Origin of the sequence: Pantoea sp. DY-5, from assembly GCF_019795955.1 — a bacterium.
GTDB lineage: Bacteria > Pseudomonadota > Gammaproteobacteria > Enterobacterales > Enterobacteriaceae > Pantoea > Pantoea leporis.
In genome coordinates this window covers 213,097-228,804 of the sequence record NZ_JAIMIE010000002.1, presented here as the reverse complement: position 1 = coordinate 228,804, position 15,708 = coordinate 213,097, and the positions used below count along the sequence as shown (strand labels likewise).

Here is a 15,708-nt window from a genome sequence, read left to right as displayed (position 1 = left end):
TTTTACTCATCTTCGCTTAAGAACAGCTCCAGCAGCGAGTTCAGGAACAGCTTCCCTTTCTCGGTAATCTGCCAATTCTCCGCGGTCTCCACCACATATCCCGCACTTATCGCCGCATCAATTTGTGGGCGAATCACTTGCTCATCCAGACCGGTATAGCGACGGAAATCGGCGCGCGGTGCGGCTTCCAGCAGACGGAAACGGTTCATAAAGAACTCGAATGGTTTGTCGTTTTCGGCCACGTCGTGCTGCTTATCGAGGTAATTGCCTTTCATAAAGCCGCGCGGATGACGGGTTTTCACCGTACGCACGATGCGACCATCGGCCTGCGTCAGCTTGCCGTGTGCGCCACAGCCAATGCCGAGGTAATCACCAAAGCGCCAATAGTTGAGATTGTGCTCGCAGCGATAACCCGGTTTGGCATACGCCGAGGTTTCATATTGCTGATAACCCGCAGCGCTCAGCAGTTGATGACCTTGCTCAAAGATATCCCACAGCGCATCGTCATCCGGCAGTTTTGGCGGGTGTGAACCGAATAAGGTATTCGGCTCAATCGTCAGCTGATACCACGACAGATGCGGCGGATTGAGCGCAATCGCCTGACGCAAATCATCCAGCGCTTCTTCCAGCGACTGATCCGGCAAGCCGTGCATCAGATCGAGGTTAAAGCTGCGCAGGCCTAATCCTTCCGCCAGCTGTGCCGCGCGCACGGCTTCTTCCGGCCCGTGAATGCGGCCTAAGCGCTCCAGCTTCTGCGGACTGAAACTCTGCACGCCAATCGAAATACGGTTAATACCGGCTTTCTGGTAGGCGCTAAAGCGATCGGCTTCCACGGTGCCCGGATTGGCTTCCATGGTGATTTCTGCATCGGCCGCCAGCGGCAACCGCGCACGCACGCCGTCCATCAGCATCTGCATCGCATTGCTGCTCAGCAGGCTTGGCGTACCACCGCCGATGAAAATAGTGCGCACTTCACGCCCGCCGGTCAGCGGCAAATCCTGTTCGAGATCGTTGAGCAGGTGCTGCACATACTCAATGTGCGGCACCTCGCCTTTTAGCGCGTGAGAGTTGAAATCACAGTACGGACACTTCTGCACACACCACGGAATGTGGATGTACAGGCTTAAGGGAGGTAACTCAGGCATTGCGCATCGCTTCCAGCAGCAGCGTCAATGCTTTACCACGGTGAGAGACGGCGCGCTTTTCGTCTTTACTCAGCTCTGCCGCCGTTTTACCTAATTCAGGCACATAGAAGATGGGATCGTAACCGAAACCGCCTGCGCCCGCTGCTGCGCGCGTGATTTCCCCAGCCCAGCTACCGTGGAACACCAGCGGTGTAGGATCGGCAGCGTGACGCAGGTAAACCAGCACGCAGTGGAACTGCGCCTGACGTTCGCCATCCGGCACCTTTTCCAATGCTACCAGCAGCTTATCCAGATTTTGCTGGTCGCTGGCATCAACGCCCGCATAACGCGCGGAGTAGATCCCCGGCGCGCCGCCCAGCGCATCGACTGCCAGGCCGGAATCATCGGCAATCGCCGGTAAACCGGTAATCTCAGCCGCATGACGCGCTTTCAGGATGGCGTTTTCGATGAAGGTCAGGCCGGTTTCTTCCGCCGACTCAACGCCGAGTTCGGTTTGCGCCACGATATCAAGTCCGAAGGCCGCTAACAGATCGGCCAGTTCGCGGACTTTGCCGGGATTTCCGGTCGCGAGAACAACTTTTTGCATAACAGTTCCAGATAGACGAATTACAGCAAATACCAGAGACCTGGGAACAGGTCCATGCCGAGGAAATTCAGCGCGTACAGCACCAGAATCACAATCATGGCAGAGAAATCGATACCGCCCATCGCCGGCAGAATACGGCGAATTGGCGACATGAGCGGTTCAGTCAGCTGCATCAAGACCTGATCCACCGGGCCGCGACCCTGGCTGATCCAGCTCATCAGCGAACGAATGATGATCACCCAGAACACCAGATAACCGGCGGATTTCACCAGCGACAGCAGGCCGACCAGCAGGTTGGTAGGATCAACCGAGAACACGCCGACCTGAATCAGCAGCAGGATCGGATATTTCAGCGTGGTCAGCACAAAGGCCAGCAGCAGCGAGGCGGTATCAATCGGGCCAATGGCCGGGATGACGCGGCGCAGCGGTTTGATAATCGGTTGGGTGATCTTCACGACAAACTGCGCCAGCGGGTTGTAGAAGTCACAGCGCGACCACTGCATCCAGATGCGCAGCAGCAGCACCATCACGTACAAATCGATTAGCGTTTTGACTAAAAACGTCAGTGTTAACATGAGGTTCCTCAATTATTGTTGTGAAGGTCGCGCATAATCCCGCGCGCCAAAAACGGCGGTGCCAATACGCACCATGGTGCTGCCCGCGGCGATTGCCGCGTCCATATCGTCGCTCATTCCCAGAGAAAGCGTATCGACGTCAGGATAGTCCTGTTTTAAGGCTTGAAACGCGGCGGCCATCTGCTGACACACCGCCAGTTGCCGCGCGTATTCTGACTCTGGCGCCGGAATCGCCATCAGCCCACGCAGGCGCAGCTGTGGCAGTGCGGCGATCTGCTGCGCCAGCTCCGGCAACGCCTCCAGCATGATGCCAGATTTGCTGTTCTCGTCACTGATATTTACCTGAATTAACACGTTAAGCGGCGGTAACGACGCCGGGCGCTGATCGTTCAGACGCTGAGCGATGCGCTGGCGGTCCACGGTGTGGCACCAGGCGAAGTTTTCCGCCACCAGACGGCTTTTATTGGATTGCAGCGGGCCGATAAAGTGCCATTGCAAATCAGGATGTGCGGCCAGCTCAGCCACTTTTTCAACCCCTTCCTGCACGTAATTCTCACCGAACGCGTGTTGTCCAGCGGCAATGGCTTCTGCGACCGCGCTCGCAGGTTTGGTTTTGCTCACTGCAAGCAGCGTAATTTCTTCTGGCGCGCGGCCGCAACGTGCGGCGGCGGCGGCGATACGCTCACGCACTTGCTGTAAATTGTGCTCAATGGAAGTCATAGTCAGGAGAAGTTAAATGGAGTTGGATGAAATAGTGGCCCTTAGTGTAAAGCATAACGCCGCCGATCTGCACCTTTGCAGCGGACATTTGCCGCACTGGCGGCGACAAGGCGTGCTGGAGCCGATTCCGCAGCAGAGCGCGCTGGATGGCGGCTGGCTGGAAGCCTTTATGCAGCAGTGGCTCACGGCGTCGCAGCAGGCCGAACTGGAGGAGAACGGCCACGTTGACTTCGCTATTACGCTTGCCATCGGCATACGGCTGCGCGCCAACCTGTTTATGCAGCGTCACGGCTTATCGCTGGCGCTGCGGCTAATTGCCAGCCAGGCGCCCGATCTCAGCAGCCTGCATCTGCCCGAGGTGGTGAGCCAGCTATTACAGCTGGAAGAGGGACTGATTTTAATTACCGGCGCCACCGGCAGCGGCAAATCCACCACGCTGGCGGCGATGGTGGATTGTCTGAATCGTCAACAGGCGCGGCACATTCTGACGCTGGAAGATCCGATTGAGTTTGTGCATGGCAGCCAGCGCTCGCTGATTCAACAGCGCGAAGTGGGTGCGCACTGCGCCTCGTTTCAACACGGGCTGAAAGCCGCGCTGCGTGAAGATCCTGATGTGATTCTGCTCGGCGAACTGCGCGACAGCGAAACCATCCGCCTGGCGCTCACTGCAGCAGAAACCGGGCATCTGGTGCTGGCCACGCTCCATACGCGCGGTGCAACCCAGGCGGTTGATCGGCTGGTGGATGTGTTTCCCGCCGAGGAGAAAAACCTGGTACGCACCCAATTAGCGGGCAGCCTGAAAGCGGTGCTGGCGCAACGTTTAGTGCCGGCAAAAGCGGGCGGGCGGATTGGCTTGTTTGAAGTGTTGGTGGCGACGCCGGCGGTGGCGAACCTGATTCGCGAAGGCAAGATGCATCAGTTGCCTGGCGTGTTGCAAACCGGCGCGCAGGCGGGCATGCAAACCTTCGCGCAGAGCGAGCAGGGGCGTCAGGCGGCGGGGATGATTTGAAAAGATCCAGTTACGCCATCAGAGGCGGAAAACCAACCCATTGTAGCGGCGCGATTCATCGCGCATGTTTATGCCGCTGTCCTGCTCATCCGTGGCAATGCGCAATAAATGCGCCGCTACGCTATGTGCCAGATATGGATGGCTTTAATGCGTATCAAACCAATCTTCGAGGATAATCACCGCGGATTGTGAATCAACCTGGCCTTTCTGCAACGCGCGAAAGCCGCCGCGTTCAAACAGATCGGCACGCGCTTCAACGGTGCTCAGGCGCTCGTCCTGCAGCTCGACGCGTACGCCAAAACGACCATGCAGGCGATTGGCGAACTTACGTGCGCGCGCAGTCAGTTCCTGTTCGGTGCCATCCATATTCAGCGGCAAGCCCACCACCACATAATTGGGCTGCCACTCTTTCAGCAGCTTTTCAATCAACTTCCAGTCCGGCGTGCCATCCTGCGCTTTTAGCGCCGTCAACGCGCGCGCGGTGCCCGTTAATTGCTGACCGACAGCAACGCCGATGCTTTTGGTGCCGAAATCGAAGCCCAGTAAGGTTTCACTGGACATCAGGCGTGCCCTGCATCGGTGGCAATGTTGTGAATATCGACGCCCAATCCGCGTGCCGCTTCACGCCAGCGTTCAGCGATGGGCGTCTGGAACAGAATATTGGTGTTAGCGGGCGAGGTGAGCCAGGCATTCTCCAGCAACTCCTCTTCCAGCTGACCTTTCTCCCAAGCGCAATAACCCAGCGCGACCAGCACGTTATCGGGCTGTGAAGTGGTGCCGATCGCTTCCAGCACATCACGCGAGGTAGTGATCACCGTGGTGTCTGAAATACGAATGCTTGAGGAGTAAATGCGCTGCGCCGAGTGCAGGATGAAACCACGATCTTCCGCCAGCGGACCGCCGGCAAACACCGGCTTGTCCAGTTTGATGGCAGGATCGCGTTCGGATGCGCTAATTTTAAGCTTTTTAAGAATGCCTTCGACCGTCAGGTTGTCCATTGGCTTATTGACGATCAAACCCATGGCGCCATCTTCATTGTGCTCGCAGATATAGACTACGGAGCGTTTGAACAGTGGGTCCTGCAGCGACGGCATCGCAATTAGAAAATGATGCTGTAAATTCATTATCACTCGTATACCAAAAATAACCGGCGCAGCCGCGGCAGTGCCGGTTTTGGGTGTTCACGGAGTGGAGACTCCGACGGCATCAGCCCAGGCGTTTCTCAATGGCATCCATCAGCATGCCAGTGATCGATATCGGGAACGCGGCCTCGATTTCACGTACGCAGGTTGGGCTGGTCACGTTAACTTCAGTCAGTTTATCACCGATAATATCCAGGCCGACAAAAATCAGCCCTTTGGCTTTCAGCGTTGGGCCAACGCGACGGGCAATTTCCCAGTCGCTGTCGCTCAGCGGACGCGCTTCACCACGCCCACCGGCTGCCAGATTACCGCGCGTTTCGCCGCCTTGCGGAATGCGCGCCAGGCAGTAAGGTACGGGTTCGCCATCCACCACCAACACGCGTTTGTCGCCTTCTTTGATCGCCGGCAGATAGTTCTGCGCCATGCAGAAGTTCTGGCCGTGATTGGTCAGGGTTTCGGTGATCACACCGAAGTTGGGATCGTCCTGCTTCACGCGGAAGATGGATGCGCCGCCCATGCCGTCCAGCGGCTTCAGGATCACGTCGCCATGTTCCTGCCAGAAGGCGCGCAGCTGTTCTTTATTACGCGTGACCAGCGTATCGGGCGTCAGGTCGGCGAACCATGCGGTATACAGCTTCTCGTTGCAGTCGCGCAGGCTCTGCGGTTTGTTGACGATCAGCGTGCCTTGCTCTTCTGCGCGTTCCAGCAGGTAAGTGGCGTAGATAAATTCGGTATCGAATGGCGGATCTTTACGCATCAGCACCACGTTAAGATCGGCCAGCGGGATATTCTGCTCGCTGCCAAACGTGTACCAGTTGTCGTAGTTCTGCTCAACGCTCAGCAGACGGGTGCGCGCATAGCTCACGCCGCCGCGCAGGGAGAGATCGCTCATCTCCATGTAATGAATTTCGTAACCACGGCGCTGTGCTTCCAGCAACATGGCGAAGCTGGTGTCTTTTTTAATATTGATGGACGAAATCGGGTCCATAACGATGCCAAGCTTAATCATTATTCTCTCCTAAATGGGGAAGCATTTACCCCGAAAGCGTTGTGCTGTGAAGTTACGTTCGAACCCGAAAGTATCGCTTAACCGAGGTCACCAAACCTCACCTGAAGTGCCGTAATGGCGGTGAGTGCGGTGGTTTCGGTGCGCAACACGCGTGGTCCAAGCAGAATATCGGTAAAACCCTGCTGCGCGGTCATGGCAATTTCATCGGCGGTTAAGCCACCTTCCGGCCCAATCAGTAAGCGCAGGCGCTCTACCGGCTGCGGCAGCGTGTTGATGCTGTGGCTGGCGCGCGGATGCAAATTGAGCTTCAAGCCGTCTTCGGCTTCCGCGCACCAGGCTTGCAACGTCATCGGCTCGCGAATTTCCGGCACACGATTACGGCCGCACTGTTCACAGGCGGCAATCGCGATTTTCTGCCATTGCTGAATTTTTTTCGCCAGTCGCTCGGCATCCAGCTTTACGCCGCAGCGTTCAGAAAACAAGGGCGTAATCACATTCACGCCAAGTTCGATCGATTTCTGGATAGTGAATTCCATTTTTTCACCGCGCGACATCACCTGACCGAGGTGTAAATACAGCGGGGATTCACGGTCATCAGCCTGACTGGCAAGGACCCTTACTTTTACACGCTTTTTATCAGCCTGGGTGATTTCGGCGCTAAAAGTCAGATTACTGCCATCAAACAGCTCAATTTGCTGACCGGCCGTCATGCGCAGCACGCGTCCGACATGGTTAGCGGCATCTTCATCGAGGAAGACTTCACTGTTAACTTCGAGAGATTCGGGATGATAAATGCGAGGTATACGCATGCGGTTCCTGCCAGCGTTATGCCGTGTCAGCGAACACGGCGCAATCGAAAAAAAGCTAGTGTAGGGTAGCGCTTTTAGCGCTGGCAAGCCTGCTGTACGTAGGAATTATGATTTCCCTGCACTTTGGCGATGCGATTGTCGCGCTCGCACTCCCAGCTCGTCACCGGATATTGCTTATCCCACGCGGTAAACAGCTGGGTTTGCTGGCGCGACAGGCGCAGATGATATTGGTCGCGCATATAGAAGTAAGTGCGGGCAATGGCGCCACGCGCACGCTCCGGCGGCTGGGCCAGCTTTTGTTTGAAATCGACCTTCATGCTGCATTGACCGTACTGCTGTTCGCCGCCGTTCCATTGGCTGTACTGGAAATTATTGCGGTCGCCGTTCACTTCACCAATCGCTGGCTGCAGATTATGCAGATCGCTTTCGATGCGGCGGTAATCGGCATCTTTGCTGCAGCTCTTACGGCCGCCGTTTTGCCAGCACTGACGCTGATGGCCGAACTCCCACGCGGGCATCACATGTTCCCACTCAATGCGTTCGGCACGATTGGCGTTCTTACGCACGCTGTAGCCGCAGCTGCTTAGGTCCGGTACGCCTTTTTTGCCGTGCCAGCTGATTTTGCAGCCGCAGTAAAAGTCGGCGGGCGCATCAGCGTTGATCTGCGCGGCATACGCTTTGGCCTGACTAAAATTGTTTTGATGATAGTGAGTGAAACTGAGGCTGTAAGCGCTAAGCGGGGCAACTAATAAAGTAAGTAACAACAGCGTTTTGCGAGACATATTCCAAAAATTAACCTGGTCCTGAAAAAGGGCGGCAGGGTAACAGAATGAGGACGCACGGGATATGAGATTAGGCTAGGTTGCTAAAAACTCACCGGGTTGCAGCAGCGATTTGCAGTGCACACAGCGATATTCGCTTTCTCCGCGCAGCACGCGGTTATGGCGCCGCACGGTGAGCTGATGCTGCTGACAGCGGCAGCGATAAGGGAAGGTGTTACTGCGCACCGAATCGATTTCAAACTGGTGGGTGCGACGCGCAGGCACGCCGAGCACGCTTTCCATCATCCATTTCCACTCTTTGCCGTGCGGCGGCACGCGGCCAAAGGTTTTCCACACCAGCAGATGCGCCAGTTCGTGCGGCACCACTTCATCAACGAATGCCTGCTGATTCTCCAGCAGCAGCACCGGATTGATGCGGATTTCCCACTTATCCAGCCATGCGGTGCCCGCAGCGGTGCCGCGCTGCTGATAAACCAGCGAGGGCTCATCAAAGCGGCGTTCCAGTTTCTCGTTGGCCAGCTGTAAATAGTGGCGCAGCGAGCGCATAACGGCTTGTTGTAAGGCGATGGGAAGGCGCGGTGTTTTCATGTGGGGCAGCATAAAAGGTTGCCGGAACGATCTCAAATAAAAGGAGCTGCCAATTGGCAGCCCTTGCATTCGCTCATCGGGATTACTTCTGACCGATATCGCGCAGTTTTTTGCCAGACATCAGGTTGCGCTCGATGTGCTCCAGCGAGACGTTTTTGGTCTCTGGAATCAGCGCCAGCGTCAGCAGAATGAAGAACACGTTCAGACCGGCGTAAACCCAGAAGGTTGGCGCGTTGCCCAGCGTGTTCAGCATGGTCAGGAAGGTAGCACCGACGATCATGTTGGCAATCCAGTTGGTCGCAGTGGAAACCGTGATACCGAAGTCGCGGCCTTTCAGCGGCTGAATCTCGGAACACAGTACCCAAATCAGCGGACCAGCAGACATCGCAAAACCAATGATGAACATCAGCAGCATCGCTACCGCGAAGTATTGCGCTTCTTGAGAATGGATGCCGATGTGCAGCATGGTGCCGAGAATGCCCATACCCAGCGCCATCACCAGGAAGCCCAGCAGCAGCGTAGGTTTACGGCCCCAGCGATCCACCAGACCGATAGCAATAAAGGTTGCCAGCACGTTCACCAGACCGACAATCACCGTGCCCCACATTTGCTGCGTGGTATTGGCAAAGCCAGCGATTTCGAAGATTTTCGGTGCGTAGTACATGATGACGTTCATACCGGTGAACTGCTGCATCACCTGCAACAGCACGCCAAGGAACACCGCGCGGCGGAAGTTGCTGTTGCTCTGGAACAGCTGCCAGCCTGACTGTTTAATCTTCAGGCTTTCACGGATTTCATCCAGCTCGCGTTTTGCTTGTTCGCTGGTATCACGCAGACGCGATAACACCCGCTCAGCACTACGGAAATCACCTTTAGCCGCTAGCCAGCGTGGGCTGTTCGGCAGGAAGAACACGCCAATCAGCAGCAGCACCGCTGGAATGGTGATGATGCCCAGCATCCAGCGCCATGCGCCAGCGTCGCTGAACGCGGTATCGGAGAGATACGCCGCCAGAATACCGATGGTGATCATCAGCTGATACAGTGAAATCATGCTGCCGCGAATCTTTTCTGGTGCGATTTCAGAGAGATACAGCGGCGCGGTGTAAGAGGCAACACCCACAGCCAGGCCAAGCACCACACGCGCGGCGATCAGCATTTCCGGGCTGGTTGCGCCCGCAGACCACAGCGAACCGATAACGAACAGAATCGCACCGGCCATCAGGCTCTTTTTACGACCCAGACGCGATGACATCCAGCCGCTACCGACCGCACCGACTGCCGCACCAAACATCATTGAGCTGACAATCCACTCTTGCTGGTGTGCAGTGACGTTAAAGTCTTTCGCGATGAAAGGCAAAGCACCGGCGATAACACCGATATCCAGACCAAACAGCAAGCCGGCCAGCGCCGCTAAGAAGCAGACAAACAAGGTCATGACCTTATTTGAAGTTCTGCTCTTATGATTATTACCAGGCATGAAGCCTCCAAAGTTTATCCATCGTTGTTGTTATCAATGTTATGAAACCTGTCGGCGGAAAAAAGTGAGTAAGATCACACTGGTGTAATCGGTTACACACGCTGAAACCCTGCAATCCAGCATTTTCCGCCCGAAATAGTTACGTAACCAGTAAGGTATAGCACCCTTTAAGTTTCTGACATCGCACTAAATACCGGCTATCAGACGACGCTGAAAATAACGCATTTTCAGAGTAATAACTACGCTGAAAAATCTCTAAATTGCCGATTGATAAAGGATTTCAAAATGTAATCGTTATCACTAAGTTGTAAGCGAGGTGAAAGAAGTGTAGACGGAGGGGAAGAAGTGACAACTGGAGGTTTAAGTTGCTGGAGTGGTTGGGGACCAGGTCGTCATAAATGACGACCCTACGGGTACAAAAAAGCCCGCCAGTGGCGGGCTCAATAACGATGTCGCTTCTGGGCTTACTTCAAGCCCGCCGCTTCGCGCAGCTGCGCAGCTTTATCAGTCTTCTCCCACGGGAAGTGCTCACGACCAAAGTGACCGTATGCGGCGGTCTCTTTGTAGATCGGCTTCAGCAGATCCATCATCTGAATCAGGCCGTATGGACGCAGGTCGAAGAACTCGCGCACCAGCAGCGTCAGCTGTTCGGTGGAGACTTTCTCGGTACCGAAAGTTTCAACCATGATCGAGGTTGGCTCAGCCACGCCGATGGCGTAAGAAACCTGGATTTCACAACGGTCAGCCAGGCCAGCCGCGACGATGTTCTTCGCCACATAACGTGCAGCGTAAGCGGCAGAACGGTCGACTTTTGACGGATCCTTACCTGAGAACGCGCCGCCACCGTGACGCGCCATGCCGCCGTAGGTATCAACGATGATTTTGCGACCGGTCAGACCGCAGTCGCCCATTGGACCACCGATGACAAAACGGCCAGTTGGGTTGATGTGGTATTTGGTACTGGCGGTGATCCACTCAGTCGGCAGAACCGGCTTGATGATCTCTTCCATCACCGCTTCACGCAGATCGGCGGTGGTCACATCTTCAGCATGCTGGGTCGAGAGCACAACCGCATCGATACCGACAATTTTGCCGTCATCGTACTGGAAGGTGATCTGGCTTTTTGCATCCGGACGCAGCCACGGCAGTGAACCACTTTTACGCACTTCAGCCTGACGCTGCACCAGACGGTGCGCGTAGGTGACCGGCGCTGGCATCAGCACATCGGTTTCGTTGCTGGCGTAGCCGAACATCAGGCCCTGATCGCCCGCGCCTTGTTCCAGCGGATCGGTACGGTCAACGCCCTGATTGATGTCTGGAGATTGCTTACCAATCGCGCTCAGCACTGCGCAAGAGTTCGCATCAAAGCCCATATCGGAATGGACATAGCCGATTTCACGTACGGTATTACGGGTGATCTCTTCGATATCAACCCATGCGCTGGTGGTGATTTCACCGCCAACCAGCACCATACCGGTCTTCACGTAAGTTTCGCAGGCCACGCGCGCTTTCGGATCCTGCTCAAGGATCGCATCCAGCACGGCATCGGAAATTTGGTCAGCGATTTTATCAGGATGTCCCTCTGATACGGACTCAGATGTAAAAAGGTGTTTAGCCATTCTGTTCTTTACCTTAAAAATGGTTTGAATACGACTGCATAGCGTAAGCGGGATCAGACCGACTCGACGCCCCTTCAGGCAAAGCCGCAAGCAGTGGCAGCGAGAGCATTAACTCACACCGCCTGGATGTTAATCAGTTTAGATGGAAAACCATCTGGACGGCTATTCTAGGTTACTCAGTGAGCACTTTTCCAGTGCTTTTTCCGATCCCGCATTTTCCGCAACATCCTAAGTGGAATCATTTCCTGACACCGCGCGCAGTTACTGACAAAGATTTTGCAATTTACCCCGTGTGGCTGTATAAAACGCCGCTGCTGTCGACCACAGCCGCAAAGGATGACGCCGCCGTGCGTCGCGCCGTCAGATGCCATTTAATCTGACCTTCACCCAAGCCGTTTCTCGCATGCTTTAAGCAGGCGATGGAGGTGATTAAAGTAATGAACCACTCTTTCTCTCGCTTTGGTTCACTGCGCTGTTTTGGCGCGCTGGTACTCCTTTCACACTCCAAACCCGTTCTTTTCTCTTATCGACGTTGTGTTCATTCTCCCGACACGCGCGCCGGTTAACATTTCTCTGCATCTATTACTCTATTTCGCTGTCTACTGACCGTGGAAGTCTCAGGCTATTTGCCCCGACTTTGGCGCGGTGTTTTACACTTAGAGTCAGCATTGCACAGTGCAACCTTACAGAGGCAGCAAGCAGGATGAGGCAATTTTTACCTGGCGCCACCATGACAAAACTCGGTAACAAATTCATATTTCAACGGAAAATTGAGGTTCGCGATGTCTGACGACATGAAGAATATCAAGGGTTCGTCAGCTGGCGAACAAGGTGTACTCCGCTCCATGCAGGAGGTGGCGATGAACGATCAGGAAGCGAGCAGAATGCTGCGTACCTACAACATTGCCTGGTGGGGAAACAACTATTACGACGTCAACGAGCTGGGGCACATCAGCGTGTGTCCCGATCCGGATCAGCCGGAAGTGCGCGTTGACTTAGCGAAGCTGGTGAAAGAGCGCGAAGCCGACGGTCAACGTCTGCCGGCGCTGTTCTGCTTCCCGCAGATTCTCCAGCATCGTCTGCGTTCGATTAACGCCGCCTTCAAACGCGCGCGTGAATCTTACGGCTATAAAGGTGACTACTTCCTGGTTTACCCAATCAAGGTGAATCAGCATAAGCGCGTGATTGAGTCGCTGGTCAACTCTGGCGAACCGCTGGGCTTGGAAGCCGGTTCGAAAGCCGAGCTGATGGCTGTACTGGCTCACGCCGGTAAAACCCGTTCGGTGATTGTCTGCAACGGCTATAAAGACCGCGAATATATTCGTCTGGCGCTGATCGGTGAAAAGCTCGGCCACAAAGTCTATCTGGTGATCGAGAAGATGACCGAGGTGCGTCTGGTGCTGGAAGAGGCCGAGCGTCTGAACGTGATTCCGCGTCTCGGTATCCGCGCGCGTCTGGCGTCGCAGGGCTCAGGCAAGTGGCAGTCGAGCGGCGGTGAAAAATCGAAATTTGGCCTGGCGGCATCGCAGGTATTACAGCTGGTCGATATCATGCGCAAAGCGGGCCGTCTCGATAGCCTGCAACTGCTGCACTTCCATCTCGGTTCGCAGATGTCCAACATCCGCGACATCGCGACCGGCGTGCGTGAGTCGGCGCGTTTCTACGTGGAGCTGGCGAAGCTGGGCGTTAACATCAAATGCTTCGATGTGGGCGGCGGTTTGGGCGTGGATTATGAAGGAACCCGCTCGCAGTCAGATTGCTCGGTCAACTACGGTCTGAACGAATACGCCAACAACGTGATTTGGGCGATTGGCGATGCCTGTGAAGAGAACGGGCTGGAACATCCAACCGTGATCACCGAGTCAGGTCGTGCGGTGACGGCGCACCACACCGTGCTGGTGTCCAACATCATTGGTGTTGAGCGTAACGAGTTCAGCACGCCGGTGGCACCGGATGCCGATTCACCGCGTCCGATTCAGAGCCTGTGGGATACGTGGCAGGAGATGCACGAACCTGACGTGCGTCGTTCGCTGCGCGAATGGCTGCACGATAGCCAAATGGATCTGTTCGACATCCATACCGGTTATTCATCAGGCACCTACGATCTCGGCCAGCGCGCCTGGGCAGAGCAGCTTTATCTGAGCATCTGCCACTACATTCAGCAGCATCTCGATCCCAGCAACCGCGCGCATCGCCCGATCATTGATGAGCTGCAGGAGCGCATGGCGGATAAGATTTACGTCAACTTCTCGCTGTTCCAGTCAATGCCGGATGCGTGGGGTATCGATCAGCTGTTCCCGGTGCTGCCGCTGGAAGGGCTGAATAAAATGCCGAAGCGTCGCGCGGTGTTGCTCGACATCACCTGTGACTCCGATGGCACCATCGATCACTACGTCGATGGCGATGGCATTGCCACCACCATGCCGATGCCGGAATACGACATCGACAATCCGCCGATGCTCGGCTTCTTTATGGTGGGCGCGTATCAGGAAATTCTCGGCAACATGCATAACCTGTTCGGTGATACCGAAGCGGTTGATGTGTTTGCGTTCCCGGATGGCAGCGTGGAAGTTCAGCTGTCGGATGAGGGCGATACCGTAGCGGATATGCTTGAGTACGTGCAGCTGAATCCTAACGATTTGATGACGCTGTTCCGCGATCAGGTAACGCAACAAACGGATATAGATGAAGAGCTGCGCGCGCAGTTCTTGTCTGAATTCGAGAGTGGCTTGTACGGTTATACCTATTTAGAAGATGAGTAATTAATTGCTCTTAAACCGAGCTCGCAAGGGCTCGGTTTTCGCTTTTCCTGCTATATCCGCGCCTGGCAACAATAATTTAATTTGATTTGTGAAGACGATCACCTTTGGCTTATTTGTAACCCGCCACGTAAATCCCACATTTACCTCCCCAAATGCTATCTCCTTCTTTTCTCTAATAAAGCGAGTCGGCAACGCTGATTATTTTCTTAATATCCTTACCTTACTTACTGATTTATCATGGATTAAGCAGTTATTCTGTTATGTATTCTTTGCAATGCATAATAAAAATTTAAACATTAAGATTTTAATAGTCACTATGGAAATTAGTGGTTATTGGCGCTTTTTGGAAGCATAGATGCCAGATAAAACATTTTGCAATTTGAGTTAAGGAGAGCTATCAAATCGTGCAGAATCTTTTTTTATCATTATTTTTCAATTCGATAATGTTTTTACAGATCTCTTAAAGTAAAAGATAAGTTAAATTAGATTAAGAATTTTCTGAGCTTTTGTGAATTTTAGAGAAATTTACTTACGTTATTGATTGATTTAAACGATTGAAGTTACCTAGAGTGTTTACTGAAATCTATTTCTCAAAGTGTAAGTAGTACGTTAACCTTCAGTTAAGACATTAAGTTTTATCAATGTTTACCTTACTTCTTACATGAGAAATCCTGACAGTTTAAGGCTATCAGGCAGTTGCAGTAAGGATATGAAATGAGCAATCAACCGAAGACAGTGTTCTTGTTGGAGCCGGTTTACGATTTATCCGGCCAGGTGATTGCCAGGGAATTGTTAACGCGTCTTGCAGACGACGCAGATATCAATAATAAGCGTAACCCTGAAAGGGATGTTGGGTTCTTCAGTCAGCTTTCTGCTGACGTTAAATGGCAGTTATTCCTCCACCAGATCGAAAAACTTATTCAGCTATACCAGAAAGGGTTCGACCAGATTGTCAGTGTCAATGTTGATAGAGATATCGTAGCCAGCATTTTTAAAGATGCTGAAATACAAGAAAAACTGGCTCAACTGACGCTGTTGCGTCTGGAAATATCAGCATTCTTTACTGCGCGATTTAATAGCGCCGATCTGTTGATTTTAAAAGGTGTCGCGAAAGTGACGCCAGCCCCTTTATGGCTCGATGACTTTGGTCCGGGTTATTCTAACCTTTCCATGTTTGATAGCGGAATATTTGAAATCGTCAAGATTGACAAAGAATTTTTTTGGCAATTTGGCGACGGTCGCACCTTTGACATTCTGCTCGACCATCTCAACGAATTATGCAACGGCGTCATCGTTGAGGGTGTTGAAAATCAACAACAGGTCGACCTGCTGTCGCATAAAGCAATTTATGGCATGCAGGGCTATTTGTGGCAGAGCGTCTATCTCGATGATTTATTAGCTTAATCCTGAAAATTATTGGGTTGGTTTCATCCCTCGGGAAAGTAAAAAAATGTCAAAGCCTGGGCTTTATGCTTTTCACGTCAT

Annotated in this window: 15 protein-coding genes; 3 read left to right on the top strand and 12 right to left on the bottom strand. The window is 53.7% G+C overall.

Going from position 1 to position 15,708, the window contains the following annotated elements; genetic code table 11:
- Positions 1-2 precede the first annotated feature (2 nt).
- The 4 genes from hemW to K5Y30_RS09150 are packed head-to-tail and all read right to left on the bottom strand — an operon-like array spanning position 3 to position 3,026.
- Positions 3-1,145, bottom strand: a complete 1,143-nt coding sequence (gene hemW, locus K5Y30_RS09165) for a radical SAM family heme chaperone HemW (RefSeq protein WP_222211115.1) — start codon at positions 1,143-1,145, stop codon at positions 3-5.
- A complete protein-coding gene (locus tag K5Y30_RS09160; RefSeq protein WP_222211113.1) occupies positions 1,138-1,731 on the bottom strand; it encodes an XTP/dITP diphosphatase in 594 nt (197 codons plus the stop codon). Before K5Y30_RS09160 ends, hemW begins: the two co-directional genes overlap by 8 nt.
- A 20-nt stretch (positions 1,732-1,751) precedes the next feature.
- Positions 1,752-2,306, bottom strand: a complete 555-nt coding sequence (locus tag K5Y30_RS09155; protein WP_008107240.1) for a YggT family protein — start codon at positions 2,304-2,306, stop codon at positions 1,752-1,754.
- 12 nt (positions 2,307-2,318) lie between these two features.
- Positions 2,319-3,026, bottom strand: a complete 708-nt coding sequence (locus K5Y30_RS09150; RefSeq protein ID WP_222185508.1) for a YggS family pyridoxal phosphate-dependent enzyme — start codon at positions 3,024-3,026, stop codon at positions 2,319-2,321.
- Between the two features lie 16 nt (positions 3,027-3,042).
- Between K5Y30_RS09150 and K5Y30_RS09145 the strand changes: the two genes are divergently transcribed.
- A complete protein-coding gene (locus K5Y30_RS09145; protein WP_222211112.1) occupies positions 3,043-4,035 on the top strand; it encodes a type IV pilus twitching motility protein PilT in 993 nt (330 codons plus the stop codon).
- Between the two features lie 144 nt (positions 4,036-4,179).
- Here K5Y30_RS09145 and ruvX read toward each other — a convergent pair whose 3' ends face one another.
- The 8 genes from ruvX to metK all read right to left on the bottom strand — a co-directional run bounded on the left by ruvX (position 4,180) and on the right by metK (position 11,461).
- Positions 4,180-4,596, bottom strand: coding sequence for a Holliday junction resolvase RuvX (gene ruvX / locus K5Y30_RS09140; protein WP_222211111.1), 417 nt, complete (start codon positions 4,594-4,596; stop codon positions 4,180-4,182).
- Positions 4,596-5,159 (bottom strand): YqgE/AlgH family protein, encoded by a 564-nt coding sequence (locus K5Y30_RS09135; protein WP_137386422.1) that lies wholly within the window; start codon positions 5,157-5,159, stop codon positions 4,596-4,598. Before K5Y30_RS09135 ends, ruvX begins: the two co-directional genes overlap by 1 nt.
- 82 nt (positions 5,160-5,241) lie before the next feature.
- Positions 5,242-6,186 carry a glutathione synthase gene (gshB, locus tag K5Y30_RS09130; RefSeq protein WP_222185510.1) on the bottom strand — a complete coding sequence of 315 codons (945 nt, stop codon included), beginning with the start codon at positions 6,184-6,186 and terminating at the stop codon, positions 5,242-5,244.
- A gap of 77 nt (positions 6,187-6,263) precedes the next feature.
- Complete coding sequence (gene rsmE / locus K5Y30_RS09125; protein ID WP_222211110.1) at positions 6,264-6,995, bottom strand: 16S rRNA (uracil(1498)-N(3))-methyltransferase; 732 nt, start codon at positions 6,993-6,995, stop codon at positions 6,264-6,266.
- A 74-nt stretch (positions 6,996-7,069) separates the two neighbouring features.
- Entirely contained in the window at positions 7,070-7,777 is a 708-nt protein-coding gene (endA, locus tag K5Y30_RS09120; RefSeq protein WP_192236412.1) for a deoxyribonuclease I, read from the bottom strand.
- 75 nt (positions 7,778-7,852) lie between these two features.
- Entirely contained in the window at positions 7,853-8,365 is a 513-nt protein-coding gene (locus K5Y30_RS09115) for a SprT family zinc-dependent metalloprotease (protein WP_222211109.1), read from the bottom strand.
- Positions 8,366-8,447: 82 nt separating this feature from the next.
- Positions 8,448-9,842, bottom strand: coding sequence for a sugar porter family MFS transporter (locus K5Y30_RS09110; protein WP_101761913.1), 1,395 nt, complete (start codon positions 9,840-9,842; stop codon positions 8,448-8,450).
- 464 nt (positions 9,843-10,306) lie between these two features.
- Positions 10,307-11,461 (bottom strand): methionine adenosyltransferase, encoded by a 1,155-nt coding sequence (gene metK, locus K5Y30_RS09105; protein ID WP_222185512.1) that lies wholly within the window; start codon positions 11,459-11,461, stop codon positions 10,307-10,309.
- Between the two features lie 782 nt (positions 11,462-12,243).
- Between metK and speA the strand changes: the two genes are divergently transcribed.
- Both speA and K5Y30_RS09095 read left to right on the top strand, forming a co-directional pair.
- The gene (gene speA, locus K5Y30_RS09100; protein ID WP_101761914.1) at positions 12,244-14,223 is read left to right on the top strand and encodes a biosynthetic arginine decarboxylase; all 1,980 of its coding nucleotides are present in this window, start codon (positions 12,244-12,246) and stop codon (positions 14,221-14,223) included.
- A gap of 714 nt (positions 14,224-14,937) precedes the next feature.
- Positions 14,938-15,627, top strand: coding sequence for an EAL domain-containing protein (locus K5Y30_RS09095; protein WP_176972868.1), 690 nt, complete (start codon positions 14,938-14,940; stop codon positions 15,625-15,627).
- Positions 15,628-15,708 lie beyond the last annotated feature (81 nt).

Excerpts from the sequence above, each read along its gene's own strand:
- K5Y30_RS09115 (WP_222211109.1), bottom strand. The coding sequence starts at position 8,365 with ATGAAAACACCGCGCCTTCCCATCGCCTTACAACAAGCCGTTATGCGC.
- hemW (WP_222211115.1), bottom strand. The coding sequence starts at position 1,145 with ATGCCTGAGTTACCTCCCTTAAGCCTGTACATCCACATTCCGTGGTGT.
- gshB (WP_222185510.1), bottom strand. The coding sequence starts at position 6,186 with ATGATTAAGCTTGGCATCGTTATGGACCCGATTTCGTCCATCAATATT.
- K5Y30_RS09160 (WP_222211113.1), bottom strand. The coding sequence starts at position 1,731 with ATGCAAAAAGTTGTTCTCGCGACCGGAAATCCCGGCAAAGTCCGCGAA.
- K5Y30_RS09145 (WP_222211112.1), top strand. The coding sequence starts at position 3,043 with ATGGAGTTGGATGAAATAGTGGCCCTTAGTGTAAAGCATAACGCCGCC.
- ruvX (WP_222211111.1), bottom strand. The coding sequence starts at position 4,596 with ATGTCCAGTGAAACCTTACTGGGCTTCGATTTCGGCACCAAAAGCATC.
- K5Y30_RS09155 (WP_008107240.1), bottom strand. The coding sequence starts at position 2,306 with ATGTTAACACTGACGTTTTTAGTCAAAACGCTAATCGATTTGTACGTG.
- endA (WP_192236412.1), bottom strand. The coding sequence starts at position 7,777 with ATGTCTCGCAAAACGCTGTTGTTACTTACTTTATTAGTTGCCCCGCTT.
- K5Y30_RS09150 (WP_222185508.1), bottom strand. The coding sequence starts at position 3,026 with ATGACTTCCATTGAGCACAATTTACAGCAAGTGCGTGAGCGTATCGCC.
- metK (WP_222185512.1), bottom strand. The coding sequence starts at position 11,461 with ATGGCTAAACACCTTTTTACATCTGAGTCCGTATCAGAGGGACATCCT.
- speA (WP_101761914.1), top strand. The coding sequence starts at position 12,244 with ATGTCTGACGACATGAAGAATATCAAGGGTTCGTCAGCTGGCGAACAA.
- K5Y30_RS09095 (WP_176972868.1), top strand. The coding sequence starts at position 14,938 with ATGAGCAATCAACCGAAGACAGTGTTCTTGTTGGAGCCGGTTTACGAT.
- rsmE (WP_222211110.1), bottom strand. The coding sequence starts at position 6,995 with ATGCGTATACCTCGCATTTATCATCCCGAATCTCTCGAAGTTAACAGT.
- K5Y30_RS09110 (WP_101761913.1), bottom strand. The coding sequence starts at position 9,842 with ATGCCTGGTAATAATCATAAGAGCAGAACTTCAAATAAGGTCATGACC.
- K5Y30_RS09135 (WP_137386422.1), bottom strand. The coding sequence starts at position 5,159 with ATGAATTTACAGCATCATTTTCTAATTGCGATGCCGTCGCTGCAGGAC.